15 protein-coding genes are annotated in these 18,061 nt (G+C 41.0%); 13 read left to right on the top strand and 2 right to left on the bottom strand.

Translation table 11 applies throughout. From position 1 onward, the window contains the following. Positions 1 to 205 precede the first annotated feature (205 nt). The 9 genes from PSPO_RS01380 to PSPO_RS01420 all read left to right on the top strand — a co-directional run bounded on the left by PSPO_RS01380 (position 206) and on the right by PSPO_RS01420 (position 10,824). Positions 206 to 1,312 (top strand): EAL domain-containing protein, encoded by a 1,107-nt coding sequence (locus PSPO_RS01380; RefSeq protein ID WP_010561233.1) that lies wholly within the window; start codon positions 206 to 208, stop codon positions 1,310 to 1,312. A gap of 366 nt (positions 1,313 to 1,678) precedes the next feature. Beyond that, the gene (leuA, locus tag PSPO_RS01385) at positions 1,679 to 3,226 is read left to right on the top strand and encodes a 2-isopropylmalate synthase (RefSeq protein ID WP_010561232.1); all 1,548 of its coding nucleotides are present in this window, start codon (positions 1,679 to 1,681) and stop codon (positions 3,224 to 3,226) included. Then, on the top strand, positions 3,223 to 4,302 hold the full coding sequence (gene leuB, locus PSPO_RS01390) for a 3-isopropylmalate dehydrogenase (RefSeq protein ID WP_010561231.1): 1,080 nt from the start codon (positions 3,223 to 3,225) through the stop codon (positions 4,300 to 4,302). The genes leuA and leuB overlap by 4 nt, the downstream gene beginning before the upstream one ends. Before the next feature lie 61 nt (positions 4,303 to 4,363). Further along, positions 4,364 to 5,764, top strand: coding sequence for a 3-isopropylmalate dehydratase large subunit (leuC, locus tag PSPO_RS01395; protein WP_010561230.1), 1,401 nt, complete (start codon positions 4,364 to 4,366; stop codon positions 5,762 to 5,764). After that, a complete protein-coding gene (gene leuD, locus PSPO_RS01400) occupies positions 5,764 to 6,363 on the top strand; it encodes a 3-isopropylmalate dehydratase small subunit (RefSeq protein ID WP_010561229.1) in 600 nt (199 codons plus the stop codon). Before leuC ends, leuD begins: the two co-directional genes overlap by 1 nt. A gap of 65 nt (positions 6,364 to 6,428) precedes the next feature. Continuing rightward, entirely contained in the window at positions 6,429 to 6,830 is a 402-nt protein-coding gene (locus PSPO_RS01405) for an ACT domain-containing protein (RefSeq protein ID WP_010561228.1), read from the top strand. Positions 6,831 to 6,832: 2 nt separating this feature from the next. Further along, positions 6,833 to 7,453, top strand: coding sequence for a trimeric intracellular cation channel family protein (locus tag PSPO_RS01410; RefSeq protein ID WP_010561227.1), 621 nt, complete (start codon positions 6,833 to 6,835; stop codon positions 7,451 to 7,453). A 59-nt stretch (positions 7,454 to 7,512) separates the two neighbouring features. Then, positions 7,513 to 9,027 carry a YifB family Mg chelatase-like AAA ATPase gene (locus PSPO_RS01415; protein ID WP_010561226.1) on the top strand — a complete coding sequence of 505 codons (1,515 nt, stop codon included), beginning with the start codon at positions 7,513 to 7,515 and terminating at the stop codon, positions 9,025 to 9,027. 84 nt (positions 9,028 to 9,111) lie between these two features. After that, positions 9,112 to 10,824: a TonB family protein gene (locus PSPO_RS01420; RefSeq protein WP_010561225.1), complete on the top strand. Its 1,713-nt coding sequence runs from the start codon at positions 9,112 to 9,114 to the stop codon at positions 10,822 to 10,824. An 81-nt stretch (positions 10,825 to 10,905) separates the two neighbouring features. Here the strand turns inward: PSPO_RS01420 and PSPO_RS01425 are convergent, their stop codons facing one another. Continuing rightward, positions 10,906 to 11,592 carry a response regulator transcription factor gene (locus PSPO_RS01425; RefSeq protein WP_010561224.1) on the bottom strand — a complete coding sequence of 229 codons (687 nt, stop codon included), beginning with the start codon at positions 11,590 to 11,592 and terminating at the stop codon, positions 10,906 to 10,908. Between the two features lie 149 nt (positions 11,593 to 11,741). Further along, positions 11,742 to 14,207, bottom strand: a complete 2,466-nt coding sequence (locus tag PSPO_RS01430) for an alpha/beta hydrolase family protein (RefSeq protein ID WP_010561223.1) — start codon at positions 14,205 to 14,207, stop codon at positions 11,742 to 11,744. A gap of 258 nt (positions 14,208 to 14,465) precedes the next feature. Here PSPO_RS01430 and PSPO_RS01435 point away from each other — a divergent pair, with 258 nt between their 5' ends. From PSPO_RS01435 to PSPO_RS01450, 4 genes are all read left to right on the top strand, one after another. After that, a complete protein-coding gene (locus tag PSPO_RS01435) occupies positions 14,466 to 15,581 on the top strand; it encodes a CNNM domain-containing protein (protein WP_051320889.1) in 1,116 nt (371 codons plus the stop codon). Beyond that, positions 15,568 to 15,939: a hypothetical protein gene (locus tag PSPO_RS01440; protein ID WP_010561221.1), complete on the top strand. Its 372-nt coding sequence runs from the start codon at positions 15,568 to 15,570 to the stop codon at positions 15,937 to 15,939. The genes PSPO_RS01435 and PSPO_RS01440 overlap by 14 nt, the downstream gene beginning before the upstream one ends. Before the next feature lie 150 nt (positions 15,940 to 16,089). Continuing rightward, positions 16,090 to 16,722: a 2OG-Fe dioxygenase family protein gene (locus tag PSPO_RS01445; protein ID WP_010561220.1), complete on the top strand. Its 633-nt coding sequence runs from the start codon at positions 16,090 to 16,092 to the stop codon at positions 16,720 to 16,722. 9 nt (positions 16,723 to 16,731) lie between these two features. Beyond that, complete coding sequence (locus PSPO_RS01450; protein ID WP_010561219.1) at positions 16,732 to 17,967, top strand: cysteine desulfurase-like protein; 1,236 nt, start codon at positions 16,732 to 16,734, stop codon at positions 17,965 to 17,967. The last annotated feature ends 94 nt before the right edge of the window (positions 17,968 to 18,061 follow it).

Raw genomic sequence — 18,061 nt, forward strand, 5'->3', positions numbered from 1 at the left:
TTTTTGTGTTTAAATTTTGCATTATCTCAGGGATGGTTGCATAAACCATAATTTTCACTCAGTAATTTAAGCTTAAATAAGAGTACGAGTAAGCACTGTTTTAAGTTGCGGTTGAGATTAATTCGCTCAATTTGCTGACGTCGCGCAACTGGTAAATTAATTTATTTATGCTTGACTTAAATTACACATTTAAATGGTTTTTATCATGGAATTAAAAGAACAAACCGTATACATATTTGATAGTAGTGAAGAACAACGGGCTACTACACAAAAGTGTATAGAATATCTATGGGCTGGCAGAATTTTCACTACGGGCAATCTCGCTAGTTTACAAAGTGAAGTTGTACAGGGCACCAGTGACGACACATTAGTTATCGCAGTAAGCGCGTTTACTGATGTTGATATGTCGAGCTGGTTGCTTGGCACAGGTTTTAAAGGTCGTTTAGTCCTACTGCTAAATGATGAAGATGCGGTGCCATTATTCTTACCTTGTGAACTCGTCGCACAAATTAATAAACCGGTAAAATTAAGTGATTTTAACCAAGTATTTAGTCAGCGTTCGGTGACTGAGAAAATTATCGATAAAGACAAATTAGCTTCACTTCTCTCACGACGAGATTGTATTAATCTCGATTTTCAGCCGGAATTTCGCAGCCAAAATGAAAAACTATCAGGGTTTGAATGTCTTGTGCGTTTTCAAGAAAATGGTATTCAGTTGAGTACGCGCGAAGTAATGAACGCTATCGAAAATCATCAGATGATCGCGACCTTTAGCGAAGTATTCTTTAAGCGCATTGCCGAAGTATTGCCTGCATTTAGCAGCGTACGCCTTTCGATTAACTTATCGCTTATCGATCTTGAACAGTATGACTTACTTAAAGTGATGAGCCAGCATCTAGATATCGCGGGAATTAATCCTGAACAAATCGTTTTTGAGTTCCCGTTGGACGCATTCTATAGCTCAAATGCTAAGGTCATTGAATTATTAACTGGGCTTAAAGAACTGGGTTTTAGTTTAGCGATTGATGGCGATGATGATGTGCTTAGTAATATTGAAAAGTTACCATTAGTGATTGATGAAGTAAAAGTACCGGTTGCGCAACTTCAGCATTTAGATAAACAGCAAATGGATAAGGTATCGCAAGCCTATCACTACCATTCAATTAATTACATATTTGCGCGCATTGAAAATTACCAGCAGCAGAAGCTCGTGCAAAACAATTTCTCATGTAGTTTTATGCAAGGATATTATTTAGCGCCACCGATCCCTGTAAACCAAGTTTTTGAGATGTTAAAAAATAATCGTATTTAATTTGCTCATTTTTAATTTTATTTTTTATGCATAACACTTATCACGATTGACTAATATTTTTCTAAATTCGTCAAAAGTGAAAATATATTTCAATAAACTTTGTTTTTTTGTATTTAAATTCCTTTTAAATCGCTTTTTATACCGATTATTTGGATTTTTTATGCTTGTTTTGTTCTTTTGCTAATGGTTAAATTGCCTTAGTTAATGATGGAAACTAAATAAAAATGTCAAAAAACACGATTAGCCTACTTCTAAACAACCTCTTACTGCGTAATTGCAGAAGCGGGGCTTAGTGTATTTGACTGAAAAGTTTGCAAAAACCCCGCTAAATGCGGGGTTTTTTTATATTAGGGCAAAGGTGCAGGTATGAGCGATAAAATTTGGATATTTGATACGACGTTACGCGATGGTGAGCAAGCATTAAAAGCAAGCCTTACAGAGGACGATAAGCTTCAGCTGGCTCATGCAATCAGCCGACTAAACGTTGATGTTATGGAAGTTGGGTTTCCGGTTTCTAGTCCAGCTGATTTTAGAGCAGTAGAACGCATCGCCCGTGAAGTTAAAGGACCATCAATTTGTGGTTTAGCGCGTGCCGTTGAAAAAGACATTGAAGCATGTGGTTTAGCATTAAAACCAGCTGAAAAAAGTCGTATTCATACCTTTATCGCAACCAGTCCATTACATCTTGAACATAAATTACGCATGAGCCTTGATGACGCAACAGCAATGGCGGTGCGTTCGATTAAGCAAGCGCGAAACTACACTGATGACGTAGAGTTTTCTTGTGAAGATGCAGGGCGTACGCCGCATAGCGATTTATGCCGCATTGTTGAAGCTGCGATTAATGCAGGAGCGTCAACTATTAACTTGCCTGATACCGTAGGTTATGTAACGCCAGATGAATATGCCGCAATGATCACACATTTAATGAATAACGTGCCTAATATCGATAAAGCACGTTTAAGTGTGCATTGTCACAATGACTTAGGTTTAGCAGTTGCTAACTCAATTGCCGCAGTGCAAGCGGGCGCACGTCAAATTGAGTGTACGGTTAATGGTATAGGTGAACGCGCGGGTAACTGCTCACTTGAAGAAGTGTCGATGATCTTAAAAATGCGTGAAGATCACCTTAAATTACATACCGATATTGTCAGCGAAGAAATTTATCGCGCATCACGACAAGTCAGTCAAATTTGCAATATGCCAGTGCAACCAAATAAAGCCATTGTTGGCGAAAATGCGTTTGCTCACAGTTCGGGCATTCACCAAGACGGAGTATTAAAGGCACAAAACACTTACGAAATTATGGCGCCAGAAACAGTCGGTGTGCCAAACAACCAATTAAATATGACTTCGCGTTCAGGTCGTCATGTTATTCAGCATCGTTTAAGCGAATTAGGGTATCAAGCTGAAGATTACGATATGGATGCGTTGTACAAAAGCTTCTTAGCGTTAGCCGATCAGAAAGGCACGGTTTATGACTATGACCTTGAAGCCATGATTTATTTTAATAATCAATCGGATGAAAGCGATTTCTATCAATTGTCATTTGTTCATTCAACATCAAATTCTCAGTCAATTGCTAGCAGCAGTATTGGCATGACCATAGGTGGTAAAGAAGTAACTGAAGCTGCTACGGGTAACGGTCCGGTTGAAGCATCATTCAAAGCTATTAAACGTATGACTAATATGGATGTTGAAATAATTGAATATAATTTAGACGCAACAGGGCAAGGCGAGGGGTCGCTTGGTCAGGTTGATATTATTGCTAAGTTTGACGGTCGTCAGTATCACGGCGCAGGTTTAGCAGCAGATATAGTAGAAGCGTCAGTACGCGCTTTGGTTCGAGTTCACAATTTAATTTATCGGGCGCAGCAAGTGTCTGATCTAAAACTACAAAGGAAAGCAGTATGAGCAGCCAGTCAAATTACGACATCGCAGTATTAGCCGGTGACGGCATTGGACCAGAGGTGATGACCGCCGCAATCGACGTATTAAATGCGGTTAGTGAAAAGTTTAATTTTTCATTGAGCTTAAATCATCACGCTATTGGTGGTGCAGCGATTGATCAATTTGGCAAGGCATTGCCAGATACTACGCTAGCTGCGTGCGAACAAGCTGATGCTATTTTGTTCGGTTCAGTTGGCGGTCCGAAATGGGAAGGCTTACCACCATCAGAGCAGCCTGAGCGTGCGTCATTATTGCCGCTTCGTAAACATTTTGGCTTGTTCTGCAACTTGCGCCCAGCACAATTATTACCTGCATTGAGTGCTGCATCTCCACTGCGTGCAGATATTAGCTCAAAAGGCTTTGATATTTTATGTGTACGTGAACTTACCGGTGGCATTTATTTTGGTGATAAAGGCCGTAGTGGCGAAGGTGCTGATGAATACGCATTCGATACACAAACGTATTCACGTAAAGAAATTGAACGCATTGCGCGCTTTGCGTTTGAAGCCGCTAAGTTACGTGCAAACAAAGTTACTTCGGTAGATAAAGCAAATGTGCTGGCATCGAGCGTACTGTGGCGTGAAGTGGTAACCGAAGTAAGCAAAGATTATCCAGACGTGGCGCTTGATTATATTTATATCGATAACGCAACGATGCAACTTGTAAAAGAACCAAGTCAGTTTGATGTATTGCTATGCGATAACTTGTTTGGCGATATTTTATCGGATGAATGCGCAATGATCACAGGATCGATGGGGTTATTGCCATCGGCAAGCTTAAATCAAACTGGTTTTGGCTTGTATGAACCTGCTGGTGGCTCAGCACCAGATATTGCTGGCAAAGGCATTGCTAACCCAATCGCACAAATTCTAAGTGCGGCGTTAATGCTGCGTTACTCACTTAAGCAAGATGAAGCCGCACGCACGATTGAAAAGGCAGTGGCAGAAGCTGTTGCAGCCGGAGTGGGAACTCCAGATATTTTCCCTACCGCGGGTTACACCACGTTAGACGTTGCAAAAGAAATTATTGCGCGTATTTAATTTTAAATTTTAGGCCTGAATTTAACAGGCCTCCGTCACCGATAATAGCAAGGGGAATGACGTGGCTCAGACCTTATACGATAAAATCTGGCAGGCTCACAAAGTTACTGCCATTAATGAAGAAAGTGATTTACTTTATATTGATCGACACTTAGTACATGAAGTTACATCACCACAGGCATTTGCAGGCCTGCGTGAAGCAAACCGTAAAGTCCGTTGTCCTGAAAAGACGTTTGCAACAATGGACCATAACGTATCGACAAAAAGTCGCTCATTAGATGCTGCAAGCGAAGTTTCAAAAAACCAATTAATTGCACTAAAGCAAAACTGTGAAGAGTTTGGCATTGTACTTTACGATCTTAATTCAATTAACCAAGGTATTGTGCATGTAATGGGGCCTGAACAAGGTATCACTTTACCGGGTACAACCATTGTATGTGGCGATAGCCATACTTCGACTCACGGTGCGTTTGGGGCGTTAGCGCATGGTATTGGTACTTCAGAAGTAGAGCATGTATTAGCAACACAAACATTACAGCAGAAAAAAGCCAAGAGTTTAAAAATCCAAATTGATGGCAAAATTAACCTTGGTGTAACCGCAAAAGACATAATTTTAGCGGTCATTGGTAAATTAGGTACCGCAGGTGGTACAGGTTATGTTGCAGAGTTTTGCGGTGAAGCAATCAGTGCGCTTTCAATGGAAGCGCGCATGACACTATGTAATATGAGCATTGAAATGGGTGCTAAAGCAGGCTTAATTGCACCTGATCAAGCAACTTACGACTACTTAGAAGGGCGTCCGTTTGCACCAAAAGGCGATGATTGGCAGCAAGCAGTTGCGTATTGGCAAACCCTAAAGAGCGATGATGATGCCGTGTTTGATCACACCGTTGTATTGAATGCTGCGGATATTCAGCCACAGGTTACTTGGGGTACAAGTCCAGAGCAAGTGATTGGCATTGACCAATTAATCCCAGATCCAGATGCACAAAGTGACTTGATTAAAGCTGATGCAATTCGTCGTGCGCTGGCTTATATGGACTTAAAGCCGGGCCAAAAGATTTCAGATCTCTCGGTCGACACGGTATTTATTGGCAGTTGCACAAATAGTCGTATTGAAGATTTACGTGCGGCAGCCTCGCTCGTTAAAGGTAAGCAAGTCGCGGTCGGCGTTGAAGCGTTAGTGGTACCAGGCTCAGGCTTAGTTAAAAAACAAGCAGAAGACGAAGGCCTTGCTGATATTTTCAAGCAAGCAGGCTTTGAATGGCGAGAGCCTGGATGTTCAATGTGCTTAGCTATGAATGATGATCGCTTAGGTGCTGGCAAACGCTGTGCGTCGACATCTAACCGTAATTTTGAAGGTCGCCAAGGCCGAGGTGGTCGCACGCACTTAGTAAGCCCAGCAATGGCAGCAGCTGCAGCTATTCATGGTCGATTTGTTGATATTCGAGGAGGTATCTAATGAGTGTTTTTCACAGCGGTTTAATGGCACCACTTGATAAAAATAATGTCGATACAGACCAAATTATTCCGAAGCAGTTCTTAACATCAACAAGTCGTGATGGCTTTGATAAGGCGCTTTTTTACGATTGGCGTTATTTAGATAATGGCGATGCGAACCCTGAGTTCATTTTAAATGAAGCGCGATATCAAGGCGCTAGCGTGTTGTTAACACGCGATAATTTTGGTTGTGGTTCATCGCGTGAGCACGCGCCATGGGCATTAAAGCAGTATGGTTTTACGGTAATCTTAGCTCAGAGCTTTGCCGATATCTTTTTTAATAATTGTGCGAATAATCAAATACTTGCTATCGCATTTCCGAGCGAAACACTTGATCACCTATTTCACGTAACAGAGCAGATTTCCCAAGTAAATGTTGAAATTGATTTGCAAAATCAAGTTATTAAAAGCGAACACTTTGATGATATTAAGTTTGATATTCGTCCCGATATTAAACAGCGCTTGTTATCAGGGTTAGATTTTATTGGTGTAACAGAAACACTAAACGATAAGATTGATGCCTTTGAACAACAACTTACAAGCCAAAGAGCTTGGCAATAACTGCCAGATGAAATTAGAATGAAAAAGGCTGTGTTTACAGCCTTTTTTTATACAGGAAAATAATTATGTTTGGCGAAACGAACTTACAACTACTGATAAAAAATATGCGACCGCTGTTACAGCCGCAAAGCTATGTATTTGTATCTGTATCAAATGTTGAAGCGTTTGATATGGATAAGGTATTTGCGCGCATCAACGAGCCTGAAGGAGTGACGTTAGTTCTCACCAAACAACAAGCCGTGGAATGGCAGTTAGAATATGCTTCAGAATTTTCGTTAATCACACTGCAAATTCACTCAAGCCTTGATGCGGTAGGCTTAACGGCGGCATTTTCAAGTGCGTTAGCAAAGCATGGGATTAGCGCAAATGTGATCGCGGGCTTTTATCACGACCATATTTTAGTTGCCAAGCAAGATGCAAACAAAGCTATCGATGTGCTTGAAACGTTAGCGCAGCAAGCAGGTTAATTATGGATTCGTTATTCCATTGGATTGATTTATTTGGCGTTGCCGTTTTTGCGATTTCTGGTGCACTTGTCGCTTATAAAAAGAAACTAGATGGCTTTGGTGTAGTGGTTTTAGCATCCGCGACTGCAATAGGCGGCGGTACAACGCGCGATGTGATTTTAGATGTGCCGGTTTTTTGGTTAAAAGATCCCACATATTTGATTTCGATTTTTATCGCTAGCGCCATCACCATTGTATGGCTCAATCGTCAACGCGGCTTTCCACAAGTGTTGCTTGAAATAGCTGATGCATTAGGGTTGGCATTTTTTGTAGTTATGGGGGTGCAAAAAGCGTTAAGTTTAGGCATGCCAGACCTAACCGCAATTGTAATGGGCACAATTACCGGCTGTTTTGGTGGCATGATCCGTGACGTACTTGCGCGTACCACACCTATGGTTTTAAAAAGTGAGCTGTATGCAACTACCTGTATTTTTGGTGGTATTTTGTATACTCAAAGTTTGAACTTAGGCGTATCAACAAATATTGCCATGTTGGTGGGAATGCTAGGTACATTAAGCTTACGTATGGGCGCAATAAAGTGGGGCTGGAGCCTACACGTGTTTAAATACAATAAAGAAAAGTAAGCAGCTGAGCGTTAAATATACGCTACACTAAAAGAAAGAAATAAATTAAGGACAATGGAATGTCTTTTGCCTGTGTTTATTCTCGCGCACAAGTCGCGATGGATGCCCCGCTTGTTACCATTGAAATACATATCACCAGTGGCCTACCTAAATTTACCATAGTCGGTTTGCCTGAGGCATCAGTTAAAGAAGCTAAAGATCGTGTGCGCAGCGCAATCATCAACAGCCAATTTAAATTTCCGCAGGAACGCATTACTGTAAATTTAGCGCCTGCCGATTTACCGAAGGAAGGTGGCCGTTTCGATTTAGCCATAGCAGTTGGTATTTTGTTGGCTTCTAATCAATTGGGCCAGCTCGATTTGCGACAACTTGAATTTTTTGGCGAACTGTCTTTAAGTGGGGAAATTCGTCCGGTGTTGGGGCTGCTATCGTCGTTAATCGCAAACGTTAATAGTGGCAAAACGGTTTATATTTCAGCGTTCAACGCCAGTGAAGCGGCGTTGGTAACAAACTGCAATACCAAGCATGCCAGTAGTTTAAATCAGGTTTGCCAAGACTTAACGGGCCAGCAAGCGATTGAATTTACTTTAAATAGCCCACAAGCTGAAGCGTTAACTTCGCGCTACACAATTGATATGGCAGAAGTAAAAGGTCAAGCTCAGGCCAAGCGCGCACTTGAAATAGCTGCAGCGGGAAAACACAATGTAATGTTTCTTGGTCCGCCTGGTACTGGAAAATCCATGTTGGCAGCACGAATGGCGACCATTATGCCGCCACTTACTGAATCTGAAGCGCTTGAAACTGCAACTGTCTATTCAATTATCGGTAAAACTATCAACAACAGTGAGTGGCAGGTAAGGCCGTTTCGTGCACCGCATCATACTTGCTCTGCGGTTGCTTTGGTTGGTGGTTCTTCTAATCCCAAGCCAGGTGAAATCAGCCTTGCCCATAATGGCGTGCTATTTTTAGATGAGCTTACTGAGTTTGAACGCAAAGTATTAGACAGTTTGCGTGAACCATTAGAAACACGAAAAGTCACTATATCGCGCGCAGCAAGGCAGTCAGAGTTCCCAGCTAATTTTCAGCTAATTTGTGCGTTAAACCCCAGCCCTACAGGGTGTCATCGTGATAATCGCGCATCGCCAGAACAAATTCTTAAATACTTAAGTCGTGTCTCAGGGCCATTTCTTGATCGAATCGATTTGCAAGTAGAACTTCCTAAACTAAAAACCCACGAATTACAGTCAACACAGCAAGGCGAAAGCTCTGAGATTATTCGTAATCGGGTTGTTGCCGCGCAACAGCGACAATACCAACGTCAGGGCAAGTTAAATGCATTACTTAGCAATAGCGAACTTGATCAAGTCGTTACTCTCGATAATGAAAGCTTAGCGTTTATGGCACTTGTTACTGATAAGCTCGATTTATCGCCGCGGTCGTATCATCGTGTGCTAAAAGTAGCGCGCACCATTGCTGATTTAGCCGCTGAAAAAACGGTTGCGCTGACACATATTAAAGAGGCGATTAGTTACCGTGCCTTCGAGCGACTATTAAATACGCTCACACGTGTATAAATACTGCAGCTTAGGCGTTTCCTCAGTTGCACCACTATTAACCAGCTGTTAACATGAAGTTTGGTGCAATTGACAGGAGTTGAAATGAAAAAGTTAGCGAGTGTAATAGCCGGTATTTTATTGGTGGGTCAAAGCTTTTCAGCAAGCGCAAATGCTGATCGCGCGATGGATCTCTATCTCAATCAAGACTACGCGCAAGCCTTTAAACTTTTTCAAAAAACAGCTCACCTCGGTCATGGTAAAAGCCAATTTAATTTGGGTGTTCAATACTTACGCGGACAGGGCGTACCGCAAGACCCCGTTTTAGCATACGCATACTTAGCCGTAGCCATTGAAAATGGCTTTCTAACAGCAAGGCAAGCATTAAAAACAGTTGAACGCCGCTTAACCCCAGCGCAAACCAAAGCTGCAAAAGCCAAAGCAGATGAATTAATTGGTTTTTATGGTAAAGCTGGTAGCAAGAATATTCGTTATGCATTGCCATTTGGCCGTGCGTATAACCCGCCACCTAAACGCACTGAAAATCCAGAAGCTAAGTACCCAGGTAGTTTATTTAAAGAGGGTATTCCAGGTATGGCGCGATATCTATTTGATATCGACCGCAATGGTATTGTGCGAGATATGCAGTTGTTACAAAGCTATCCTACTGATGAATTTGCACAGAGTGTACGTGAAAAACTTGAAAATTCACGTTACCAAATCTTAAAAGTGGGCGGTACATTACGAAAGTTTAGCCAAGCGCAGTTTAGCGGCATGTTTAAACGTACAGATATTCCAGAAGAAACGCGTAAAAAGCTAGCGAGCAAACACAAACAATTACTTGCTAAAGCAAAGCGTGGCAACAGCAAAGCACAAGCAGAATTAGCTGATATGTTAGAGTTAATGAGCGACGACAACATGTTGAAGGTGGCTTATTTACCAGACGACACGGTTTCAAGTTCACAAGGTGAGGCGAATTTACTCGCGAGCAATGCCGATAACTTTTCTAATAACACTCAGCTCGAGGAAGATTTTTATAACTTTGCATATTTAGTATGGTTAGATAAGCAAGGTAATACGCTTCGCTTTGAGGCAACTGGTGATTATAAAGCACCGAAAGAACTCGATGAACTGGCAGTTAAAACTATGAATAACTGGCACGTCTTGGTAAGCGGCGATGAACAAGCTGAATATGGTCCATTTTTAGCTGAGTTTTTCTATAACAATGAAACGCGAAATAATACCTACTCAAATTACCTTAATCGCCAAAATGTAAAACTGAAAAAGATTATTGCCAAACCGCGTGAAGAAATGCCGAGCTACTGGCGTTTAAAAGCAGCGCAAGGCGGTGATTTTGCGTCACTTATGTTGTTAGGCTCGGGTTGTAATTTGCGTATTTTAGGTACTGCAGCGGACCTTGGTCATACACCAGCACAAACCTTGGCTGCAAAATGTGTTTTACAAAAAACGAACGCAAACAAAGAGCAGCTTAATCAAGCAAAAGAGTGGCTAACCGCCGCTTCTGAGCAGGGTGATTATATTGCAATGCGTGAACTTGCTGGTGTTTATGCGCGCGACTCACATAATCAAGGTGAGCTAAATTACGCGATTGAATTAACCAAAAAAGTGGTTGATGAGAAAGATGACCCATGGGCATATGAATACATGGCAGCGGCCTATGCAAAATTAGGTCAATTTGAAGAAGCCATTGATATGCAAGAAAAAGCAGTTAAAGAGGCGTGGGATAAAGATTACTTTGTTGATGCAGCGAAAGCGCGATTAGCAGCTTACGAAAATTCAAAACTTGGCACTTGGTAAAAAGCTAACATTAATCAATTAAAAAAGGCCGCAAAAGCGGCCTTTTTTATGTTTATTCGCTAGTTAAGTAAATTGTTATCATTAACCTAGGGCAATCATATAGCCTTTGCCACGTACTGTAACAATACGCTTTTGTTCTTTTTCATCGCCGAGTTTTTTGCGTAGGCGACCAACTAATACATCAACGGTTCTGTCTGATGGGCTCCAGTCAGATTGACCGATTTCTTCCGATAGTTTTTCACGGCTAGTTGGTTTACCAGCATTACCTATTAATGAAATTAGTACTTTATGTTCTGCTTCAGTTAATCGTATTTCATCGCCACTGGCAATGATAAGTGTGCGATGTTCTGGGTGCACTTTGATATCTGAATATTCAATGTATTCGTCATTGGTTTGAAACAAGTTAAGACGCTTAGCAAGCGCTTTTAATCTTAGCTCTAGCTCAAGTAAATCAACTGGCTTACAAATGTAGTCATCTACACCTTGTGCTAACCCTAAAATGCGATCTTCTTGCGAATCGCGGCTTGAAAGTACAACCACACCGATATCGGAAACTAGATTTATCTCTTTAGCGAGCACTAGGCCGTCTACCTGCGGCAGTACAATATCAACAATCGCTAGTTTGATTTCGTGGTTAGAACGAATGATTTCAGCTGCATTTGCGCCGGTTTCGTCTACCACAAAACTAAAATCACTATTGCTAAAATGTGATTGAATGCGCCTTACTAGCAAGGAGTCATCTTCAACTAGAAGTACTTGTATTGTCATAATGCTCGTTAATGTGTTTTTCTGCCCGAAGCAATATTATCACCAATTTTGCACTGAATGAAAAATAGAAATGTTATGTCACAAAATGCATGTGTACAGAAATAATAACGGCCCATTGTGGGCCGTTATTATTTAGTAATACTTAAATCTTATTTTTGTGTATATAAGTCGTTCCACCATTGTGGTTGTTCTTTTAGATGTTTGTCGAAATATGCAAGCATGGTATTCCACCAATGGAAGCGTTTATCGCGCGCAAAAATCTGGTGGTCTGCGCCTTTATATTCAACTAGTTCAACATCTTGACCTAGTAGCTTTAAGGCAGTGTACATAGTGTGGCTCTCGCCTACAGGTACATTGGTATCAGCATCACCATGAATAAGTAATAACGGTGTTTTTACCTTATCAGCGTTAAATACTGGGCTGTGCTCTGAATAAAGCTTAGCGTTATTCCACGGGAAGCTGTTTTTAGAGGCTTCACCCGAATATAAGTAACCCCACCAACCTTGGCCCCAGTAAGAGGTAATATTTGAAATACCCGCATGGGAAATTGATGCGCTAAACATATCTGTTTTGGTTGCCAACAACATAGTCATAAAGCCACCGTAAGAGGCACCTAAATTACCTACTTTAGTTTTATCAACAAAGCTGTATTTATCTAGGAATGCCTGAGTGCCTTTAATAATGTCATTGGCTGTGTATTCACCCCATGCATTTACGTGTTTAGCTGAGAAATCTTGGCCAAAGCCAGTTGCACCTGTAGGTTGTAATACGTAAACCACATAGCCATTTTCTGCCCATAAATTAAATGGGTAGCGGCCGGTAAATGCGCGATTTACAGGTGAAGTACCGCCATAGTAGTAAACTAACGCAGGGTATTGCTTTTGTTTATCAAGGTTACTTGGTAGGTAAACGCGCCCTTTAATTTCAGTACCTTGATCGTTAGTGAAATTAAATTCTTCCAAACTTGGCAATTGGGTATTAGCGTAGAATGCTTTTTTGCTATTAAATAAGGTTTTTGACTTAGTATTAGAGAGTTTAGTTTTTAACTGCACTTGTTGTGGCAATTGTGCGCCAGTTCCAGCGAAAACAAGGGTAGGTGACTTCTCATTAGACACACTAAAGCGTTCAATTACGTCAAGATTCGTTTTTACTTTATTAAAACGCTTTTTACTTTCATCAAATACATATAGCTGGCGTTTGTCTTCTTCACCGACATTTAAAATCACATCGTCATTTTTTAATACGCTAAATTGGCCAATGCTTGGATCAAATGTTTTTGATAACGCGGTGATGTTTTTACCATCGTAGCTTACTGAATACAGTTGCGTGTCGTAATTGTTACTAAGCTGAGAGTCAGCAACCGTTTTACCTGCTTTTTCACGGAATTCAGGGCCAGCGGTAATGTATAAACCATCACTAGAATACTGCGCACTATTAAAAGTGCGGTACTTGCCAATAGTAGTTTGGCTATTGTCTTTTAAGTTGTATTCCAGCAGTTCTGTTAGCATATGTGGCGGTGCAGCATAATCAGAAATAGAACGGCTTAATAACAGCGTACCGCGCTCGTTATCAAAATCTTGTAAGCTAACACTAAATTCAGCTGGGCTAACTTGGCGCATTAAGCCTGAATTTACATCGTATAAGTAAACACTGGTTTTATTGCGTGCATACGACCAGCGATCTTCTAAACCATGATAATACTTAGTAAGCGATGTCGACTTTTCAGGGCGTTTAACCCAAGTAAAAATAAGCGTGTCGTTATCATAAAAATCGACATTGCTGATACCAGATAGATCTTCACTTAATGCGCTGGTGGTTAGCGTTTTAAGGTTTAGTTTATAAAGCACCTTACTGCTTGTGTATACAAGGTGAATATTATCGTCTGACCAAGCAAAATTGCTGGCGTTAGCTGGTAATGAGTAAACAATCTCGTTGTCTTTTACCGACTTGATAACAGTTTCTCTAATTGCCTTATTTGCATTTTTATCGTTATAGCTGCGCGTTTGCCAAATTAAGTGCTTACCGTTTGGTGAAATGCTTAGGTTACTAACGGTTTTGCTATCAAATAATTGTTTTGCGCTTAGTGTGTTTGGCGCATCAGTAGAAACACTGATTTTGCTCTCTTCAATTTCGCTGGTTAAATCTAAAGCTACCTTGCCCCAATCTTCAACACTTTCAGTAATAATGATTACTTGGTGTTGTCCTGTTGTTAGCGGTAGTTTATAAGCGTCGCCTTTTTTAGAGAGCAACTCGCCATTAAGATAAAAGCTCGCTTCTTTAACACCATCTAACTTAAGTGTTGCAGGTGTGAAGCGCGTTGTTGTTAATGTGAACTTAAGTGCTTGTAAGCCAGGTTCAGTTAGTGCATTTACCTTGCTTAAGTTTTGCCATTTTAGTGTATTACCAAAAAACGAAACTGACTTTTGGTCGGCTGTTAAGCTTTGCTTTAGGTTGGTTAAAATGGCGTTTTTACGGTTTGTTTCAAATGGCTTGAGTGCGTTTTGCGGCGCAATTGGGCCTAAGTAGTTAATCTTACTTGCATCAATTGCTTCAGCATGCGCTACAGGAGAAATAAAATAAGCGCCGAGCATTGCTGCTAAAAATGATTTTTTCATTGTGAGTCCTTATGAAAATGCGTGACGAAATCATAGCGAAAAAAAGTATGAATGTATGCTTGAACTCGTTGAGTTGCAGCCCAATTATGGTGAACAACGAAAACGATTGTTAATCGATTTTGTAACGGGCTTTAATTGTTATGGTTTATCGCTGTTTATAAATTAATACAATTAAAATGCGGTTGTTGTACGCAGCACTGGTTTAATTGGGTAAACTAGTGACTGAAATTATTATTCGCCATGATTCGAGAGGTTACTGTGGCTTTGTTAATTACCTATATGCTGTTAGCTATAGGCATTTCGTTTGTATGTTCAATAATGGAAGCGGTATTACTAAGTATTACCCCAAGCTATGTCGCCAGTTTAAAAAAGCAAAAACCAAAACTTGCTGCGCGCATTAACTCATTAAAAGAAAAAGTAGATCAGCCGTTAGCGGCGATTCTTACTTTAAATACGGTTGCGCACACAGCCGGTGCTGCAGGTGTAGGTGCTCAAGCTGCCGCGGTATTTGGTGATGCGGCAATTGGTATTGCTTCTGCGGTAATGACACTACTGGTGTTAGTGCTGTCTGAAATTATTCCAAAAACGTTAGGTGCAAACTATTGGCGTCAGCTTACGCCAATTGTATCGTCGTCACTTGTAGTAATGGTTCGCTTATTAAAGCCGTTTATTTGGCTTTCAGACATCATTACCAAAATGCTCGGCAGCAAGCAAAGCGAAAGCCACTATATTCGTGCTGAAATTGAAGCGATGGCTGAAATGGGTAGCGAAGCAGGTGCACTTCATCAAGAAGAAAGCGAGCTAATTCGCAGCCTTTTAAAATTCCGCCATTTAAAGTTGGATACCTTGTTAACTCCGCGCACAGTATTGTTTAAAGTACACAAAGACTTAACAGTAGATGAGTATCTTAAACAACACGGTAGCGTAGCATTTTCACGCGTACTCGTGTTTGACCAAGATTCTGACGACATCATTGGTTTTGTGCACAAAAATGACATCATGCTGGCATATCACCGCCTTGGTGAAGATTACAAAATTGCTAAGCTAGTTAAGCCAATTTATACCGTGCCTGAAACCCTGCACGTTCACACTTTGCTACATACGTTATTAGAAAAACGCATTCATATCAGCCTAATCGTAGATGAATACGGTGATGTACAAGGTATTGTGACGTTAGAAGACATGATTGAAAGCCTAATGGGTATGGAAATTGTGGATGAGCGCGACCAAACCTTTAACATGCAGACCATGGCTAAGGAAAAATGGCAACAACGCGTTGATAATCATGAAAACCTGATTAAAAATGATGAACATGGTGTAGAGAGCAAATCTCCTGTAGTTGACAAAAAGTCGCTTAGCGATGAGTGTAACTAAGCTACAACATCATTTTGTGAACCTCGCTAAGCGTTTAAATGCTTGGCGAGGCATTATGGTTTTATTTGCCATTACGTGCGGAGCCTTGTTAGGTGCTTCGCTACTACTAGACAATCCACAAATGAACAACTACCAAGTGAGCTTTATTTTGCTACTTGGCTGGAGTTTGCTCGGTTACTTTTTTATCGCCAGCTTTAGCTTGTATGATGGGCATATTCCCGCCGATGCATCATGGTTCTCACGTGTTAAACATAAATTAGCTAAGATCTTTATTAGAATTCTTACTCTAATTTTCATACTGATGGTCGCTGTTACCCTATATTTAACGCTTCGCTTAATAAGTGTTTTCAGTAATTAAATTTTAAATTGAATGTAATATTTAATTTCTGCGTTTAAATTGGATTTTTTAATCTAATTAGTCCTGCATTTGTGAAATATAAACCACAAAAAACCTGTTAAAACCGTCTAAGATCTCCGCGATTTATAATTCATCATCTGCGAGCGTGTTATGACGAAAGTAAACAACCAGAATCTGCTGCAATTGCGTTTTATTGAGCAAGCATTTATCGAGCAGCTAAAACCTTCTTTTGATAACTTACCGGCAAACCCATATGCCGACGGTGCATTTCGTTTACGCCGTTACTCTGTAATTAAACTTGTTGATGGCAAATTAAGCCTGCAACCAACTAAAGCATTTGTTCAAGATGACTCAATTAACCAATTCCAAGGCAACATTGAACGTACTTACGAAAACCTTGAAGAGTCGCTGTTAGCGACTGACGGTATGCAGCATTTAGTTAACCAATTTATCGAAATGTCAGGTATTGCTAGCGATACTGATATCGAAATTCATCAGTTCCGCATGTTAGCTATTGATGCAGACACGCCACCTGCACCAGAAGGTGTTCATCAAGATGGTTTTGACCATGTTTGTGTTGCTGGCGTGTCACACAGCAATATTGAAGGTGGTGAGCTACTAGTTTACGAATCACGCGATGCAGAGCCATGTTTCAAAATGGAAATTAAAGATGGCATGTTTGCCATGGTGAATGACCGTCAGGTATGGCACAACGCGACACCAATGAACAAAATCGACAACGATAAAGTAGGTTACCTAGACTGCTTTGTATTAACAGCGTAGGAACGGATAATGCAATTAACTAAAATCCGTAAGCAGTTTCCAGCGTTAATGCAGGAAGTAGCTGGTAAATCACCGGTATTTTTAGATGGCCCAGGTGGCTCACAAGTACCGCAAAGTGTTTTAACTGCCATGTCAGCTTATTTAGGTCGTTATAATTCAAACTTAGGTGGCGCATTTTTCTCAAGCCACCAAACGGTTGACCTAGTAAATAAAGCACGCGAAAGTGCAGCAACATTGTTAAATGCACCAAGCAAAGAGCAAATTGTGTTTGGCCCGAATATGACCAGCCTTACCTTTAGCTTTAGCCGTGCAATTAGCCGTGATTGGCAAGCGGGAGACGAAATTATCGTAACTAATGCAGATCACTTCTCAAATGTATCTAGCTGGCAGCAAGCAGCAGACGATAAAGGCGTAAAAGTTCACGCATTAGAAGTGGATACCGCAGACTGTAGCCTTGATTTAGTGCAGTTAAAATCATTACTCAATGAAAAGACTAAGCTTGTTGCTGTAACTTACGCATCAAACACTACAGGTACTATCAACGATATTAAAGCGATTGTTGATATGGCACACCAAGTAGGTGCGCTAGTGTATGTTGATGCTGTGCATTATGCACCGCACATGCTGGTGGATGTACAAGCACTTGATTGTGACTTTTTAGCGTGTTCTGCATATAAATTCTTTGGCCCACACTTAGGCATGGTTTACGGTAAACGTGAACACTTAGAAGGTTTTACGCCATATAAAGTAGAACCAGCAACCGATTTAATTCCTGGTCGTTGGGAAACGGGTACGCAGAGCTTTGAAGCAATGGCAGGTTTTATTCAAGCTGTTGAATACATAGCAAGCTTAAGCGAGCTGGCTGAAAGCGAGCCACTGCGCACGCGTTTAGAAGTGGCTTTTGCTAATGCTAAACAGCATGAAGATGCGCTTTCTAAGTACTTCCTTGAGCGTATCGCAAAGTATAAATCAGTAACCTTATACGGTATTTCTGATCTGTCTCGTTTAGCTGAGCGTACACCTACCTTTGCAATTACCATTGCGGGTGTAACACCACGCCAAGTGTCCGAGCACTTAGGTAAAGAGCATATTTGTGTGTGGGACGGTAACTTCTACGCCAAAGGCTTATGCCAACAGCTTAACGTGTTAGATAACGGCGGTGTTATTCGCATTGGTTGTATGCACTACAACACAATCGAAGAACTAGAACGCTTCTTTGATGTATTAGAGCCACTACTTGCATAAGTAAGCCAATACATAAACGTGAAAAAGGGTAACTCAGTTACCCTTTTTTATTGGATAATACCAGCAGCAAATTAAATAACCCGAACTCGATTAA

This window comes from Pseudoalteromonas spongiae UST010723-006, assembly GCF_000238255.3.
Taxonomy (GTDB): domain Bacteria; phylum Pseudomonadota; class Gammaproteobacteria; order Enterobacterales; family Alteromonadaceae; genus Pseudoalteromonas; species Pseudoalteromonas spongiae.

What these genes read in the sequence shown, in the direction of transcription:
- PSPO_RS01445 (WP_010561220.1), top strand. Translation starts at nt 16,090, where the DNA reads ATGACGAAAGTAAACAACCAGAATCTGCTGCAATTGCGTTTTATTGAG.
- PSPO_RS01430 (WP_010561223.1), bottom strand. Translation starts at nt 14,207, where the DNA reads ATGAAAAAATCATTTTTAGCAGCAATGCTCGGCGCTTATTTTATTTCT.
- PSPO_RS01425 (WP_010561224.1), bottom strand. Translation starts at nt 11,592, where the DNA reads ATGACAATACAAGTACTTCTAGTTGAAGATGACTCCTTGCTAGTAAGG.
- leuD (WP_010561229.1), top strand. Translation starts at nt 5,764, where the DNA reads ATGAGTGTTTTTCACAGCGGTTTAATGGCACCACTTGATAAAAATAAT.
- PSPO_RS01420 (WP_010561225.1), top strand. Translation starts at nt 9,112, where the DNA reads ATGAAAAAGTTAGCGAGTGTAATAGCCGGTATTTTATTGGTGGGTCAA.
- PSPO_RS01380 (WP_010561233.1), top strand. Translation starts at nt 206, where the DNA reads ATGGAATTAAAAGAACAAACCGTATACATATTTGATAGTAGTGAAGAA.
- leuA (WP_010561232.1), top strand. Translation starts at nt 1,679, where the DNA reads ATGAGCGATAAAATTTGGATATTTGATACGACGTTACGCGATGGTGAG.
- PSPO_RS01405 (WP_010561228.1), top strand. Translation starts at nt 6,429, where the DNA reads ATGTTTGGCGAAACGAACTTACAACTACTGATAAAAAATATGCGACCG.
- PSPO_RS01410 (WP_010561227.1), top strand. Translation starts at nt 6,833, where the DNA reads ATGGATTCGTTATTCCATTGGATTGATTTATTTGGCGTTGCCGTTTTT.
- PSPO_RS01440 (WP_010561221.1), top strand. Translation starts at nt 15,568, where the DNA reads ATGAGTGTAACTAAGCTACAACATCATTTTGTGAACCTCGCTAAGCGT.
- leuB (WP_010561231.1), top strand. Translation starts at nt 3,223, where the DNA reads ATGAGCAGCCAGTCAAATTACGACATCGCAGTATTAGCCGGTGACGGC.
- PSPO_RS01450 (WP_010561219.1), top strand. Translation starts at nt 16,732, where the DNA reads ATGCAATTAACTAAAATCCGTAAGCAGTTTCCAGCGTTAATGCAGGAA.
- PSPO_RS01415 (WP_010561226.1), top strand. Translation starts at nt 7,513, where the DNA reads ATGTCTTTTGCCTGTGTTTATTCTCGCGCACAAGTCGCGATGGATGCC.